This window comes from Tessaracoccus sp., assembly GCF_016714275.1.
GTDB lineage: Bacteria > Actinomycetota > Actinomycetes > Propionibacteriales > Propionibacteriaceae > Arachnia.
Genome location: NZ_JADJNP010000001.1, coordinates 186,692 through 200,075 on the forward strand (window position 1 = coordinate 186,692; position 13,384 = coordinate 200,075).

Here is a 13,384-nt window from a genome sequence, read left to right on the forward strand (position 1 = left end):
GTCCGCGCCACTTTCGCGCTCAGCCGACAGCGTCAAGACAGATTCGTCCGCAACCGTTGCATAGGATCAGGACATGGCAGACATCGCCCTGACCGATCACGACCTGCCCGCGGCCGAGGAACTCGCCGCGCTCTATAGCAGTGTCGGCTGGACCATCTACTCGCGCGACCCGGCCTTGCTGCACGACGCCGTCGCCCGCTCGCTCCGCGTCGTGAGTGCGCGCGACGACGGGAACCTGATGGGCCTCGCCCGCGTCGTCGGAGACGGCCTCACCATCGTCTACCTGCAGGACATCCTGGTGGCACCGTCGTATCAGCGCGCGGGGATCGGCCGGCGGCTCTTCGACCGCGTCTTCGAGCCGTTCCTGAGCGTGCGGCAGAAGGTGCTGATCACCGACGACGAGCCGCGCCAGCAGGCGTTCTACCAGCGGATGGGGTTCACCGAGATCCGCAAGATGCAGCATCCGATCCGCGCGTTCGTCCGGTTCGACTAGCCCGCTCGCTGCACCGTTTTACCGCGCGACGCGCCCTCGACTCTTCCGTTTGCGCCCAAATGTGAAACAGTAGGGGTGTGCGGTCGCAGTTTGGGCCGCACCGCCTGAAGAAAGTGATACACAGCAATGGCACAAGGAACCGTCAAGTGGTTCAACAGCGAAAAGGGCTTCGGCTTCATCGCTCCCGATGATGGTGGCAAGGACCTCTTCGTCCACCACACCTCCATCACGGCTCGCGGCTTCCGCAGCCTCGAAGAGGCGCAGCGCGTCGAGTTCGACGTAGAGCAGGGCGACAAGGGTCCGCAGGCGGTCAACGTCACCGCACTCTGACCCCAGATCTCACGCACGAGCGCCCCGGTTTCGGCCGGGGCGTTCGTGCGTCCCACGACGACGCGGCTAGAGCTTGTTGCGAAAGCGGGGGCCGTAGCGAGCAGTGTCCTGGTCCGTCGTAGGCCATCTTCTGCTTTCGTATCGGGCCCTAGCCCCAGAGGTCGGCGATGATCGACTCCGCAAGGCCCAGGCCCGTGGACATGCCGATGCCGGTAGTGACGGACACGATCCGGACACCGTCGGCAGGCGCGACTCGGAGGAAGTCTCCGGGCCCCTTCGCGTACACGCCCTGCCACCGCTGCCGCATCCGCAGTGGGTGGCCGAACAGGTCGGCGCTCAGCCGCTCGAGCAGCGAGAAGGCCCTCTCATCTTGGAAGGGACTGACCGCGACGCCGACGTCATGGGTGTCGCCGACGATCAGCGTCCCGTCGGGGCGCTGGGTGTACATCTGGTTGACGTCGTGCGCGAACACGCCGGGTTCCTGCCGCTCCAGCCGCGCGCGGATGTCGGCGGCCGACGGCGCGCCAGCGATGGCCGAGTAGCGCAGCATCGACGAGCCGGTGAGCAGCGGCAGGCCCAGACCTACGCCGTCGGCCAGCATCATGTCGAGCGCGCACCGCTGGATGCCCTCGCCCTCGGCGATCACCGGATACAGCTGGTCGACGTCGTGCCCGACGGCCACGACGATGGTTGCCGCCCGGATCTCGCCGCGCGACGTGTGGAGAATGCCGGGCTCGATTCCCAGAGCGGAGGTGCGCCAGTGGAACGCGACTCCTTCGGCGGCCAGATGCTTCGCGACGGCGGGCGCCGCCTCACGGGGGTCCACCTGGAGGTCGTCGGCCAGGTGCGCCCCGCCGACGGCGTCGGCGACGGGAACGAGGTCCGCGGTCTCGGCAGCGCTGAGCAGCCGCCCCACACCCGACTCGCGCAGCGCCGCGAGTTCGTCCTCGTGGCGGGCGACCATCACCGCCCCGGAGGCCCGATGCCAGAACCCGGCTCGCTCCCCCAGCCGCAACCACAGTTCGCGGCTCCGCCGCGCGAACGCAGCGGCCTCCCCCCGTGGATCGTCACGCCGACATGACCGAAGTTCCGGACACTCGCGCCCTGGACGACACCGGCCCTTTCGACGACGACGACCCGGAGCCCACGCGCGAGCGCGGCCGCGGCGAGGCCTAGGCCGACGATGCCCGCGCCGACCACGGCCACGTCGTACTCATCGTCGGCGACAGCCCTACGGCTAGCAGGACGGGATGCGTGTTCGACCATGCCGCCCACTGTGGCACAGACAGACCCGGCGAGGAGCCGTCCGGTGTTCGCGGACCGCTCCCCTGGACTCACTCGTAGGAGCCTGCTGCACAAGGCATGATCTGGAGATGCCGTTCACGACGCTCCTCACGCCCTGGTATCGGCGTGATGCATCGGCGGCGGGGACCGCGGATCACCCGGGATCGACGGCCGCGACACCGATCCTCGACTATCGTGCCCACGAGATCCAGCGCCTCGTAAGCAGGTCGCGACATCTCGCCGGCGAGCCGGGGGAACTCGCGACGCTGGCCTCCGCACATGCGATCATTCGCGACGAGGTACGCCCCGTCTACGCGCTGAACGAGGCGACGCCGACGTCGCGCACGCTCGCGCGCGGCTTCGGATCGTGCAGTCAGCGACTCGCGATCCTGGAGAGCGTTGCCCGAACGGTCGGCGTCGCAACTCGCGTTCGGGCACTGCTCATCGACCGCTCGTTCTGGTATCCGCGCTTCCCGCGCATCGGGGGCTTCCTTCCCGACCAGATCGTTCTCGCGTGGCCCGAGTTCCTCGTGGATGATTGGCGCTCCCCCTCGGAGCTTTTCGGCCCGATCGGATGCCGTGGCGGGCCCGCTTTCACCAACGCTGGCGACGAGACCCTCTTCGAGGCCGCCGGGCGGTGCGCCGTCGACTGGACCGGCCGATCCCCAGCGAGCGCCTACGACCTTTCGTGCTTCGTCACTGCAGATCAGGGCTACTTCGGCAGCCGGGATGAGCTCTTCGCCCGTCTCGGACAGACGCTCTGCACCCCCGCACGCATCCTGGCCGATCCAGTGCTGAGGCAGGTGTCCGCGGATGTGCGTGCGGGGGCAGACCAGGAGTAAGCTGGTGGGCTCGCCCGGCGCTGCCGGACTTCCCCTTCATCCGCTCACGACCAGGCGTGCCCGCGCGCCCGGAGAGTATCTTTCATGACCAAGACCCTGACGGTCGGCTCGCCCGTCCGTGTAGTTGTGCTGTTCGCAATCCCCCTGTTGCTGGGCAGCGTGTTCCAGCAGATCTACCACTTCACCGATGCCGTCGTCGTCGGACGCCTGCTTGGCGTCAATGCGCTGGCGGCCGTGGGATCGACGAGCAGCGTCCTTTTCCTGTTGCTCGGGTTCACCTTCGGCGCGGCGGGCGGCATGGCCATCCCGGTAGCCCGTTCGTTCGGGTCAGGAGACCTGGCCGCTACCCGCCGGTTCGTCGCGCTCGGCGCTCTGGTCTCAGCAGCAGTCGCTGTGGCGGTGACCGCCGCCGGAACGCTGTTCGCGGAGCCGCTGCTGACCCTCATGCGCATCCCGCCCGAGTTGATGGCGGACGCGACTTCCTTCCTGGTTGCCTCATTCTGGGCGGCACCCGCGACGATGGCCTTCAACTACGTGACCGCCGCCGTCCGGGCGTTGGGCGACAGCCGGACGCCGCTTGTCTTCTTGATCGCGTGCAGCGTGCTCAACGCCGGTTTGGTGTTCTTCTTCATCGGCGCCGCAGGCCTCGGCGTCCGGGGCGCCGCCCTGGCTACCGCCGTCGCCCAGCTTGCCTCGGCGGTCGGGTGCGCCTGGTGGGTGCTGCGCCGCACGCCCGCGCTGCGTCTCACCCGCGCCGACTGGACACCGGTCCACGGCGAGACCTCCGAGTCCGTCCGTCCCAGCATGGCGCTCGGCTTCCAGATGTCGGTGATCGCGATCGGCGCCATCGTGCTGCAGCAGGCTGTCAACGGACTCGGCCCCGACGCCGTGGCCGCGGCCACCACGGGGATGCGCATCGACCAGCTCGCGATCGCGGCGCTGTCGTCCTTCGGCGTCGCCATGGTGACGTTCGTCGCGCAGAACCAGGGCGCAGGGCAGTGGGCTCGGATCCGTCGCGGAGTGTGGCAGATCAGTCTGGTGACCTGGGGTCTTTCGTTGGTGCTTGGCGTCACGCTGGTCGCCTTCGGAACCCCGATCGCCGAACTCTTCATCGGTACGAGCGAGCCCGGCATCGTGAGGCTCGCGCACGACTACCTGACGGTCCAGGCATTCTTCTATCCGGTGCTGGCGAGCCTGTTCGTGCTGCGGCAAGCGATTCAAGGCCTCGGTGCAACCCTCATGCCGACGGTCGCGGGGTTCATGGAACTGGTGTTCCGCGCCGCCGCCGGCCTGCTGCTGGTGGGCCCGCTCGGCTTCCTCGGCGTCGCGCTGGCCGGCCCCCTGGCCTGGGTCGGCGCGCTGGTTCCACTCGTGATCTCGTGGTTCGGGCACCGCCGCAGGCTGATCGCGCTGCAGGCCGAGGCCCTCGCCTCCACGCCACCCACCGAACTCGTGCGCGCGAGCTGAGCCCAAACACGCTCTCCGGCGCCTGGAACAATGGCGGCATGACGGGAACGCGGCAGCTGGATGAAGGGCCCTTCTTCCATGGGACGCGCGCCGAGCTTCCACGCGGGTCACACTTGACCGCTGGTCATGCCTCGAACTACCGGTCCGAGATCATCATGAATCACGTCTACTTCACCGCGCTACGCGAGGGGGCGGGCCTCGCTGCGGAGATCGCGGCCATGCTCGGCCCGGATGGTGCGGAACCGCACGTCTACCTCGTTGAGCCTACCGGCCCCTTCGAGGACGACCCGAACGTCACTGACAAGAAGTTCCCCGGAAACCCCACCCGCTCCTACCGGACGAGCGTGCCCCTCCTCGTCGTGGATGAGGTGACCGACTGGGCCCGTTTGACGCCCGAGGCCCTGGACACCTGGCGGGAGCGGCTCGCCGCACTGCGTGAGAGCAATGCGGAGATCATCAACTGACGCCGCCACACAGCGCTGCGTCGGCCCAAGCGAGATCCGCGTCGCTCACAGGCCCTAACTCCCGATCGAGATCATCAAGCAACCTGGTCAGGCTGCCTTCGCGCTGAGAACGGGCTACGGCCTCGCTGATGAACCCGGAAACAGACGCCGCGCGCCCCTCTTCGACTGCGCGGCAGGCAGCTGCTACTTGCTCCGGTGGGAGGCTGATCGCAATCCTCTCGGTCATGTCGAAAGGCTACGGCGAAGTCGCGCCGGAGAACCGCCTTCGTAGAATGGCGCCATGAGCGTGAGGATGGACAACGTCGGCATCGTCGTCGAAGATCTCGCCGCCGCGGTCGAGTTCTTCCGCGAACTCGGACTGGAGCTTGAGGGTCAGGCGATGGTCGAGGACGAGTGGTGGGCGCGTGACCGGCTTGGGCGAGCAGCGCGTCGAAATTGCGATGATGCGCACCCCTGACGGACACGGTCGGGTCGAGCTCTCGCGCTTCCTCGAACCGTCGGTCGTCGCTGATCACCGGACGGCTCCCGTGAACGCGTTGGGCTACCTGCGCGTCATGTTCGAAGTGAGCGACATCGACGAGACCTTGGCCTGGCTGCACAGACGCGGCGCGGAACTGGTCAGCGACGACGTGGTCCGGTACGGGGACGCCTACCGGCTCTGCTACGTGCGCAGCCCCGAGGGCATCCTGATCGGACTCGCTGAGGAACTCAGCTGACGACCGCCGTTCCAAGCTCGCCCTCGGGCGTTTGGCATGGTCCATGACGGAGGTGCCCGGTAGTCAGGGTGACGCGACGACGGGCTCGGTAGTCGTCAGGTCCTTGCGGAGGACGATCTCCGTCGGCTCCCCCGGCAGGAGCAGCGCACCGCAGTCGACCCATCCGCGCTTCCTGTAGAAGTGTTGCGCGTCCTCATCGGACTGGGTAGATGTCAGCGCGTAGTCGTGTCCGTCAGCCCGCAGCCCGGCCTCCCACGCTTTCACCAGACGGTCGCCCCACCCCCTTCCGCGGAAGGGCTCGAGCACGAAGAGCATGTTCATGAAGGGCACCTCGTCCCAGAAGAGACCCCATCGCAGCCACCCGACCGCGCTTCCCTCTTCCTCGGCGAGCAGGATGCGACCGGTCGCCACCAGATCCGCCAGGTTGCCACCTCGGACGTGCCGGTCGTTCGCAACCAGAAAGACGACGTCATCCACGCTGGCGACACGGACGCCGTCGTCTCGTTCAGGCATCGCACGGTCCTCTCCCCAACGCGCCACCGCGTCGCTCGGGAGCCTACACCGCTCTTTAGCACGGTCCTGACGGCTATCACTCGGAGGTCGCCTAGGCCACCTCCCGGGCCTTCGGTTCTACGACATGCCCGTCATCGAGTAAGAGCTCACGCCCGGAGCCCGCCATCAGGCCTGGCGCTGGAACCTGCACTGACATTGGAGCACGTAGTCTTGCCGAGAAGGAGCACCATGGAGGACGACATCCCAGATCCCGACCCGAGGCAGGCACCGACCCACCGACCCGGGCGGCAGATGCCGGCTGTGCTATGCGAGCCAACCGCCGATCGGCCGCGGATCGTGTGCATCTGTGGCTCGACGAGGTTCCGCGATGAGATGGCGGACGCGAACCGACGGCTGACGCTCGCCGGCGCGATCGTGCTGGCCCCGGCCGTATTCCAGCACCGAGGAGACATCATCACCGACGAGCAGAAGGCTGGTCTGGACGCGCTTCACCTCAGGAAGATTGACCTTGCCGATGCCGTGCTCGTCGTCGATCCCGGGGGCTATGTCGGCGACTCGACCAGCCGCGAGGTCGCCTATGCCCATTCCCAGGGCAAGCCCGTTGTCAGGCTTTCAGCCCTGGCCTAGGCGGGCTGGACCGCCGGGCTCAGTTCAGCGCCGCCAGCCAATGTGAATCAATGCCGACAGTGGTCTCACCGAGGTCAATTCCGTTCAGTCACCGCGCCTTCTCGAGATGCCAGGTTGGATCTGCCAGCATGCTGACGCCCGCAACCCGGCTGTTGCGCACACGCTGGGCAACCGAACGTTTTCAGCCTCGCTGAGGACGGGAGTCGCACGGACCGTCCGTGCCCATGCTCGCCGTAGGTCCTCTATTGCCGGAGTCAGGTGCTCAACCGGCATGAGCAACAACCGGGGCCTGCGAACGGCCTCGCGCCCCGCGTTCCCAGAGCGCACGGAGAACCCCGGCTCAAGCCTCGTCACCGTCGACGCAGAGTCTCCCCACTAAGCTATGCGGGCTTGGCAGCGATGCTCCAGACGCACCATGAGGAGAACCTTGATCCATCCCGCTTCCGTTCCCGTACCAGCCCACACCGCCGCGCTGACCATTGCCGAGGTGTCCCGAGACACCTGGTTCGCGGCGACGCAGCTGAGCGTCGCGCCGGAGCAGATCGCCCACTCCTCCGCGCCCGTCGTGTACTGGCTTGCCGAGTCGCGATTCGAAGGCCACTTCCGTCCCATGCTGATCTCGAGAGGCGACACGCCCGTCGGCTTCCTCGTCTACGGGATCGATCCCGACGACGACGAGTACTGGTTGATCACGTTCATGATCGACCACCGGTTCCAGGCGCAGGGGCTGGGCCGACAGGCGCTCCAGGCCTTCCTCCGACGGTTCGACCACGACCATCCACGCCGAGTGATCAGGCTCGGCCATCACCCGGAGAACGCCGTCGCCGCCCACCTTTACGACTCTCTCGGGTTCCGGCCGACGGGCGAGGTCATCGGTGGCGAAGTGATCCGCGAACGACCGCCCGCCGTCGCACCCGGTCAGGACTGAGTGCTCCGAACGGGGAGTCGCTCTACCGAAGGCCTCCTGTCACTCCTGCAGCGGCTCCGGTTGCTGGAGCCCCGCCTGCAGGACCTGCCACATTCCAGCAAGGCCAGGCCGCACCTCGAACCCGGTGCCCTGGTACAACGACTCGGCCTCCGGCGTTGAGAACAGCCCAAGGAACGCGGTCCCACCCGCCAACGCGATCACTTGCGCCTCGAGCCGCTCCACGACCAGCTTCCCGAGACCGCGTCGACGATGGCGCGGATGAACGGCAACGTCCTGGACGTAGAAGAAGAAGGCGCCGTCGCCGACGACACGCCCCATCGCCACGACGGCTCCGTCGTCGTCCAAGACGACCGTTCCGCAGCAAGACCCTTCCAAGGAACCCGCCATCGCCTCCCACCGGAAGGAGTCCTGCCATCCGACGAGGTCGGCTAGCTGGCGATGCTCGGCAATGGTCGGAACCCGATCAACGGCTGTATAGGGCATGTCGGGCATCGTAACCAGATCGCGCCCAGCCGGGGCCGTAGGCTCGTCCCATGACCGCGCTCCAGCCCCTCCCGGCTTTCGACGGGCTAGGCCTCGACGCCACCCACCACGACGTCGAAGGCCTCCTGCGGCGCGAAGGCTGGGCGTGGTGCGGCGCCGGGGACTGGGCGTTCGCGCTCGCGGCTCCCGACGGGGATGTTGTCGCCCGGATCAGCCCGTTCGACCCCGTCGGCCCCCACACGGCCCGGCTCTACCGGGAGGCGGCAGGGACCGGGAGGGTACCCAGGCTGTTCGCGCATCGCCGGCTCGCCGGGGGCGGTGACCTCCAAGTGATGGAGAGGTTGGCCCCCGTGCCCGTTTCCGACGCCGTCGACTTCCTCACCCGGCTGGCCGTCGATGCGGACTTCGCCGAGTTGACCGCAGTCGTCGCCCGCGTCCACGCCGACGCCGTCCGCGAGCTGCCCTGGTGCGGTCCACTGGACACCAATCCGTCGAACGTCATGCAGACCACGAGCGGTCGGCTCGTCTTGACCCACCCCTACTACGCCGACGGCCCAGACCTGTACGCGACGGCCGAGAGCGACCCCGACCGGGTCGTCGCACTGATCCCCGAGAACGAGCGCCGCTTCATGACTGAGATCCCGCTGGCCGACTCCGGCCCTTGGAAGCCAGCGGATCGTAAGGCGCTCCGCGACAAACTACGACGTGCCGACGACGCGCTCGCTCCTCCAGGCTGAATCGTCAGGACTGATCGCCAACGAGGCTCATTCCGTCAGCGACCTACGCCTCACGGCGATAGCCATGTTGGATCCGTCAGCATGCTGACGGATCCAACATGGCTAGCCCCGGATCGCTGGGCAACTGAACAGATTTGACCTGGCCGACGGTGAGACTGTCGGCCAAGGCACAGCACCGTTCTCGTGACCGAGATCCCGCGGTCCGCATCGCGGCCGCGGTCGACGGTCGCCACACTCACCGAGGGCGATCTTTGCTCAACGGGGCACCTACGCGTAGAAGTCGTCCTCAATAGCGTCGAGGTGCTCGTGCTCCCACGCCGCGATCCTCACGAACAGGCTCGCGTAGGCGATGTCGACGGAGTTCGCCCCATGCCCGAACGTTGCCTCAAGCGCGCGCACGGCCTCGAACAGCTCATGCTGGATCTGCGGCGACGCCGTGCGAACCGTCCCCTTCCCGAACTTCAGCTCCTGGTTCAGATGCCAGTAGTCAACGTGATGGCCTCGCGCGTCGTCGGCCATTTCCGTCAGCTCGGAATCGACCAAATCCGACTTCGTGCAACGCGGTAGCCAGGATGATCGCGGCTTTGTACGCGTCCATCCGATCGCTCTCAGCTGCGTCTGGCTCCGGGCCCGCCGCTTCCAGCGCGAAGTGCCACCGCTCCTTTGTGGCGGGAACGACGTCAGCGTACTGAGCGCCTTCCAGCCCCCGGTGCTTCGCCGAGTAGAAGCTCTTCTGCACCAGCATCCGCACTTCGTCTCGCGCCGTCGGAGCCGATGCGCCCGCCGCAGGCTTACCGAAGATCTGCTGATGACGCACGGGGGCCTAATGCTCGGAGAAACTGGAGGTCTATACATCCGCAGCGGCGGTTCGTTCCCTGCCGTGGCTTCGCCCCGCCAGGGAGGTACCGAAAGCGAGAAGCTCTTTGCGGGCGCGGGCGTCAGACGTTGAACCGGAACTCGACGACGTCGCCGTCGGACATGACGTAGTCCTTGCCCTCCAAGCGGACCTTGCCCGCTGCCTTCGCCGCGGCCTCGGAGCCGGCGGCGATCAGGTCGTCGAAGCTGATCACCTGGGCCTTGATGAAACCCTTCTGGAAGTCGGTATGGATCACACCGGCCGCCTCGGGGGCGGTGGCGCCCTTCTTGATCGTCCACCCGCGGGCCTCCTTCGGCCCTGCCGTCAGGTAGCTCTGCAGGCCGAGGGTGTCGTAACCGACGCGCGCGAGAACATCCAAGCCGGGCTCCTCGACGCCCATCTCAGCGAGGAACTCTCGCGCCTCGTCCTCCTCCATCTCGACCAGCTCGGACTCGAACTTCGCATCCAGGAAGATGGCCTCGCTGGGCGCGACCAACTCGCGCATCCGGGCCTTCAGGTCCTCGTCGCCCAGCTCGTCCTGGTCGCAGTTGAACACGTACAGGTACGGCTTGGCCGTCAACAGATGGAGCTCGTACAACGCGTCGAGGTCGAGGCCTGCCGTACGAACGCCCTTGCCGGACTCCAGAGCCTCCTTCGCCTCCTTGAACGCGGCCGCCTTCGGCTGCGACTCCTTCTTGATCCGCGCCTCCTTCTCGATGCGCGGCAGCGCCTTCTCGACGGTGGCGAGGTCGGCAAGGATCAGCTCGGTGGTGATGGTGTCGATGTCAGAAGCAGGGTCGACCTTGCCGTCGACGTGCGTGACGTCCTCGTCATCGAACACGCGTGTTACTTGGCAGATCGCGTCGGCCTCGCGGATGTTCGCCAGGAACGCGTTGCCCATGCCCTCACCCTGCGAGGCGCCCCTCACGATGCCGGCGATGTCGACGAAGCTCACCGTCGCCGGCACGATGCGCTCCGACTTGAACACCTTCGCGAGCTCAGGAAGCCGCGGATCAGGGACGCCAACGACGCCGACGTTCGGCTCGATCGTCGCGAACGGATAGTTCGCCGCGAGCACGTTGTTGCGCGTCAGCGCGTTGAAAAGGGTCGACTTGCCGGCGTTGGGGAGCCCGACGATTCCAATGGTGAGTGCCACGAGGGGTGAGCCTACCTTTCCCCAGCTCCTCGCTCGAACCGGGCCGGTGCGGGTGCCGTGGTCGGGGCTATTGGTTTCGACACGGACCCGGCGCTTCGCGCGGGGGTCCGGCTCAACCAGCGGTCATCCCCCAGCCCCGGCTCAACCAGCGGTCATCCCCCAGCCCCGGCACAGCCGGGCGTCGGGCGCGGCCCAGCGTCCCGCATTTTGAGCAAGGTTTGCGTTTCCATAATTGGCCTGGTTAGGCTCAGCTAAGTCGAGCGCCCGATCGCGACGGGGGCTCGTCGACTTGCACGAAGTACACGCCCCGCCCTACCGCTCGGCGCGCTACACGCGTTGTCGGGACGGGGCACCCGCACAGAAGAGAATCCCCATGCATATCAAGAGGACCCTGGCTCCCGCCGCCCTCGCCCTCAGCGCCGCGCTCGCCCTTGTCGGCTGCGGCTCCACCACCACCCCCGCCCCCGGGGACTCGAAGTCTCCCGCCCAGAACTCCAGCGCCCCGGCGCCGGCGGCATCGACGGTGACCATCGAGGACAACAACGGCAGCCACACCGTCACGGTGCCGCCGACCGCCGTCGTCGCCACCGACAACCGCACGTTCCAGACCCTCGACGAGTGGGGCATCGAGCTGAAGGCCGCCGCCCGCGCCCTCATGCCGAACACCGTCTCCTACGCGGCCAACGAGTCGATCATCGACCTCGGCACCCACGGCGAGCCCGACCTCGAGGCCGTCGTCGCCGTCCAGCCGGACCTCATCGTCAATGGCCAGCGCTTCACCCAGTTCGCCGAACAGTTCCAGCAGCTGGTGCCCAACGCCCTCGTTCTGAACCTGGATCCCCGCGAGGACCAGCCCCTCGACGCCGAGCTGAAGCGCCAGACCACGGTCCTCGGCGAGATCTTCGGCAAGCAGGCCGAGGCGAAGAAGCTGAACGACGACCTCGACGCCGCCATCGCGCGCGCCAAGGCCGCCTACGATCCCTCCGCGAAGGTGATGGCCGTCAACACCTCCGGAGGCAACATCGGCTACCTCGCCCCCGGTGTCGGCCGCACGCTCGGCCCCGTCTTTGGCCTCCTCGGCCTGACGCCCGCGCTTGAGGTGGAGGGCACCGACGACCACCAGGGCGACGACATCTCCGTCGAGGCCATCGCGGGCTCGAACCCGGACTGGATCCTCGTGATGGACCGCGACGCGGGCGTCGCCGCTGATGATCCGAACTTCCAGCCCGCCGCAGACCTGCTGGCGAACTCCCAGGCCCTGGCCAACGTGACCGCCATCAAGGAGGGCCACGTAGTGATCATGCCGCCGGACACCTACCTGAACGAGGGCATCCAGACCTACACGAAGTTCTTCAACCAGTTCGCCGACGCCCTCGAGGGCAAGAGCTGAGAGTGAAGAACCCGACACTCTGACATGGGGTGGGGAGCATCAACCGATGCGCCCCACCCCATCGGAGCGTCTAGCGACGGAGACGAGCACATGGCCATGACCGCGACGACGACGGGTCCCGACGGGGCATCGTCTGCTCCTGCGCGCAGAAGCAGACTCTTCGACCCCTGGCTGATCGTCGGCGTCCTCGTCGTCGCCGGCCTGCTCGTCCTCTCGCTTTTCACCGGCGTGTACGACACATTCGGCGCCGAGGACGGCGCGGAGATGTTCCAGATCACCCGCGTTCCCCGCACCATCGCGCTCGTGCTCTCCGGCGCCGTGATGGCGATGTCGGGCCTCGTGATGCAGCTGCTCACGCAGAATCGCTTCGTCGAACCCACCACCACCGGCACCACGGAGTGGGCGGGCTTGGGACTCCTGACGGTCCTGATCTTCTTCCCGACGGCGGGCCTCATGACCAAGATGGTCGTGGCCGTCGCCTTCTCCTTTGTCGGCACCATGATCTTCTTCGCCTTCATCCGGCGGGTATCGCTGAAGGCCTCACTGATCGTGCCGATCATCGGCATCATGCTCGGCGCCGTGGTCGGAGCCGTCTCGACCTTCCTCGCGTTGCAGTTCAACGCGCTGCAGAACCTGGGTGTGTGGTTCGCCGGGAGCTTCACCTCAGTGATCCGCGGTCAGTACGAGCCGCTGTGGATCGTCCTGATCGTCGTGATCGCGGTCTTCGTCGTCGCCGACCGGTTCACGCTCGCGGGACTAGGCGAGGACATCGCCACGAACGTCGGCCTCAACTACCAGCGCGTCATGTTGCTCGGCACCGGATTGATCGCCATCGCCACCGGCGTTGTCACCGTCGTCGTCGGCAACCTGCCGTTCCTCGGCCTCATCGTGCCCAACATCGTCTCCATGGTGCGCGGCGACGACCTGCGCTCCAACCTGCCCTGGGTGGCCCTGCTCGGCATCGCGATCGTCACGGTGTGCGACCTCATCGGGCGAACGATCATCATGCCGTTCGAGGTGCCGGTCTCCCTGATCCTCGGCGTCGTCGGCGCCGCGGTGTTCATCGCCCTGCTGCTGCGGCAGCGCAGGAGGGCGTGA

The 13,384-nt window shown here is 67.2% G+C and carries 17 protein-coding genes and 1 pseudogene; 12 read left to right on the top strand and 6 right to left on the bottom strand.

All coding sequences use genetic code 11. The features are described 5' to 3' along the window. Positions 1-73: 73 nt before the first annotated feature. Positions 74-493 (top strand): GNAT family N-acetyltransferase, encoded by a 420-nt coding sequence (locus IPJ61_RS00870; protein ID WP_297102093.1) that lies wholly within the window; start codon positions 74-76, stop codon positions 491-493. 126 nt (positions 494-619) lie between these two features. Then, entirely contained in the window at positions 620-823 is a 204-nt protein-coding gene (locus IPJ61_RS00875) for a cold-shock protein (RefSeq protein WP_297102095.1), read from the top strand. A 148-nt stretch (positions 824-971) separates the two neighbouring features. On the opposite strand, the pseudogene IPJ61_RS00880 reads toward IPJ61_RS00875, so the two are convergent. Further along, positions 972-2,089: pseudogene (locus tag IPJ61_RS00880) on the bottom strand (TIGR03364 family FAD-dependent oxidoreductase). Positions 2,090-2,196: 107 nt separating this feature from the next. Here IPJ61_RS00880 and IPJ61_RS00885 point away from each other — a divergent pair. From IPJ61_RS00885 to arr, 3 genes are all read left to right on the top strand, one after another. Then, positions 2,197-2,949, top strand: coding sequence for a hypothetical protein (locus tag IPJ61_RS00885; protein WP_297102096.1), 753 nt, complete (start codon positions 2,197-2,199; stop codon positions 2,947-2,949). An 84-nt stretch (positions 2,950-3,033) separates the two neighbouring features. Then, positions 3,034-4,416, top strand: coding sequence for an MATE family efflux transporter (locus IPJ61_RS00890; RefSeq protein WP_297102098.1), 1,383 nt, complete (start codon positions 3,034-3,036; stop codon positions 4,414-4,416). A 38-nt stretch (positions 4,417-4,454) separates the two neighbouring features. Next, complete coding sequence (gene arr, locus IPJ61_RS00895) at positions 4,455-4,880, top strand: NAD(+)--rifampin ADP-ribosyltransferase (protein WP_297102100.1); 426 nt, start codon at positions 4,455-4,457, stop codon at positions 4,878-4,880. Here the strand turns inward: arr and IPJ61_RS00900 are convergent. Continuing rightward, a complete protein-coding gene (locus IPJ61_RS00900) occupies positions 4,873-5,106 on the bottom strand; it encodes a ribbon-helix-helix domain-containing protein (protein WP_297102101.1) in 234 nt (77 codons plus the stop codon). The two genes, arr and IPJ61_RS00900, sit on opposite strands and share 8 nt — an antisense overlap. Positions 5,107-5,160: 54 nt before the next feature. Here IPJ61_RS00900 and IPJ61_RS00905 point away from each other — a divergent pair, with 54 nt between their 5' ends. Both IPJ61_RS00905 and IPJ61_RS00910 read left to right on the top strand, forming a co-directional pair. Continuing rightward, positions 5,161-5,337 (top strand): VOC family protein, encoded by a 177-nt coding sequence (locus IPJ61_RS00905; protein WP_297102103.1) that lies wholly within the window; start codon positions 5,161-5,163, stop codon positions 5,335-5,337. Then, complete coding sequence (locus tag IPJ61_RS00910) at positions 5,285-5,596, top strand: VOC family protein (protein ID WP_459251242.1); 312 nt, start codon at positions 5,285-5,287, stop codon at positions 5,594-5,596. The genes IPJ61_RS00905 and IPJ61_RS00910 overlap by 53 nt, the downstream gene beginning before the upstream one ends. A gap of 63 nt (positions 5,597-5,659) precedes the next feature. Here IPJ61_RS00910 and IPJ61_RS00915 read toward each other — a convergent pair whose 3' ends face one another. Beyond that, positions 5,660-6,109, bottom strand: a complete 450-nt coding sequence (locus tag IPJ61_RS00915) for a GNAT family N-acetyltransferase (RefSeq protein WP_297102107.1) — start codon at positions 6,107-6,109, stop codon at positions 5,660-5,662. Between the two features lie 228 nt (positions 6,110-6,337). Here IPJ61_RS00915 and IPJ61_RS00920 point away from each other — a divergent pair, with 228 nt between their 5' ends. Then, entirely contained in the window at positions 6,338-6,736 is a 399-nt protein-coding gene (locus IPJ61_RS00920; RefSeq protein WP_297102109.1) for a hypothetical protein, read from the top strand. Positions 6,737-7,163: 427 nt separating this feature from the next. Then, on the top strand, positions 7,164-7,664 hold the full coding sequence (locus tag IPJ61_RS00925) for a GNAT family N-acetyltransferase (protein WP_297102111.1): 501 nt from the start codon (positions 7,164-7,166) through the stop codon (positions 7,662-7,664). 39 nt (positions 7,665-7,703) lie between these two features. Here IPJ61_RS00925 and IPJ61_RS00930 read toward each other — a convergent pair whose 3' ends face one another. Further along, positions 7,704-8,147, bottom strand: a complete 444-nt coding sequence (locus IPJ61_RS00930; protein WP_297102113.1) for a GNAT family N-acetyltransferase — start codon at positions 8,145-8,147, stop codon at positions 7,704-7,706. A 50-nt stretch (positions 8,148-8,197) separates the two neighbouring features. Between IPJ61_RS00930 and IPJ61_RS00935 the strand changes: the two genes are divergently transcribed. Further along, positions 8,198-8,884 (top strand): hypothetical protein, encoded by a 687-nt coding sequence (locus tag IPJ61_RS00935; RefSeq protein WP_297102114.1) that lies wholly within the window; start codon positions 8,198-8,200, stop codon positions 8,882-8,884. Between the two features lie 267 nt (positions 8,885-9,151). Here IPJ61_RS00935 and IPJ61_RS00940 read toward each other — a convergent pair whose 3' ends face one another. Both IPJ61_RS00940 and ychF read right to left on the bottom strand, forming a co-directional pair. Further along, entirely contained in the window at positions 9,152-9,403 is a 252-nt protein-coding gene (locus IPJ61_RS00940; protein WP_297102116.1) for a hypothetical protein, read from the bottom strand. A 419-nt stretch (positions 9,404-9,822) separates the two neighbouring features. Continuing rightward, complete coding sequence (ychF, locus tag IPJ61_RS00945) at positions 9,823-10,896, bottom strand: redox-regulated ATPase YchF (RefSeq protein ID WP_297102118.1); 1,074 nt, start codon at positions 10,894-10,896, stop codon at positions 9,823-9,825. Positions 10,897-11,269: 373 nt separating this feature from the next. Between ychF and IPJ61_RS00950 the strand changes: the two genes are divergently transcribed. Beyond that, on the top strand, positions 11,270-12,286 hold the full coding sequence (locus tag IPJ61_RS00950) for a siderophore ABC transporter substrate-binding protein (RefSeq protein WP_297102120.1): 1,017 nt from the start codon (positions 11,270-11,272) through the stop codon (positions 12,284-12,286). Positions 12,287-12,376: 90 nt separating this feature from the next. After that, positions 12,377-13,384 carry an ABC transporter permease gene (locus IPJ61_RS00955; RefSeq protein ID WP_297102122.1) on the top strand — a complete coding sequence of 336 codons (1,008 nt, stop codon included), beginning with the start codon at positions 12,377-12,379 and terminating at the stop codon, positions 13,382-13,384.

What these genes read in the sequence shown, in the direction of transcription:
- IPJ61_RS00870 (WP_297102093.1), top strand. Translation starts at nt 74, where the DNA reads ATGGCAGACATCGCCCTGACCGATCACGACCTGCCCGCGGCCGAGGAA.
- IPJ61_RS00875 (WP_297102095.1), top strand. Translation starts at nt 620, where the DNA reads ATGGCACAAGGAACCGTCAAGTGGTTCAACAGCGAAAAGGGCTTCGGC.
- IPJ61_RS00885 (WP_297102096.1), top strand. Translation starts at nt 2,197, where the DNA reads ATGCCGTTCACGACGCTCCTCACGCCCTGGTATCGGCGTGATGCATCG.
- IPJ61_RS00890 (WP_297102098.1), top strand. Translation starts at nt 3,034, where the DNA reads ATGACCAAGACCCTGACGGTCGGCTCGCCCGTCCGTGTAGTTGTGCTG.
- arr (WP_297102100.1), top strand. Translation starts at nt 4,455, where the DNA reads ATGACGGGAACGCGGCAGCTGGATGAAGGGCCCTTCTTCCATGGGACG.
- IPJ61_RS00900 (WP_297102101.1), bottom strand. Translation starts at nt 5,106, where the DNA reads ATGACCGAGAGGATTGCGATCAGCCTCCCACCGGAGCAAGTAGCAGCT.
- IPJ61_RS00905 (WP_297102103.1), top strand. Translation starts at nt 5,161, where the DNA reads ATGAGCGTGAGGATGGACAACGTCGGCATCGTCGTCGAAGATCTCGCC.
- IPJ61_RS00915 (WP_297102107.1), bottom strand. Translation starts at nt 6,109, where the DNA reads ATGCCTGAACGAGACGACGGCGTCCGTGTCGCCAGCGTGGATGACGTC.
- IPJ61_RS00920 (WP_297102109.1), top strand. Translation starts at nt 6,338, where the DNA reads ATGGAGGACGACATCCCAGATCCCGACCCGAGGCAGGCACCGACCCAC.
- IPJ61_RS00930 (WP_297102113.1), bottom strand. Translation starts at nt 8,147, where the DNA reads ATGCCCTATACAGCCGTTGATCGGGTTCCGACCATTGCCGAGCATCGC.
- IPJ61_RS00935 (WP_297102114.1), top strand. Translation starts at nt 8,198, where the DNA reads ATGACCGCGCTCCAGCCCCTCCCGGCTTTCGACGGGCTAGGCCTCGAC.
- IPJ61_RS00940 (WP_297102116.1), bottom strand. Translation starts at nt 9,403, where the DNA reads ATGGCCGACGACGCGCGAGGCCATCACGTTGACTACTGGCATCTGAAC.
- IPJ61_RS00950 (WP_297102120.1), top strand. Translation starts at nt 11,270, where the DNA reads ATGCATATCAAGAGGACCCTGGCTCCCGCCGCCCTCGCCCTCAGCGCC.
- IPJ61_RS00955 (WP_297102122.1), top strand. Translation starts at nt 12,377, where the DNA reads ATGGCCATGACCGCGACGACGACGGGTCCCGACGGGGCATCGTCTGCT.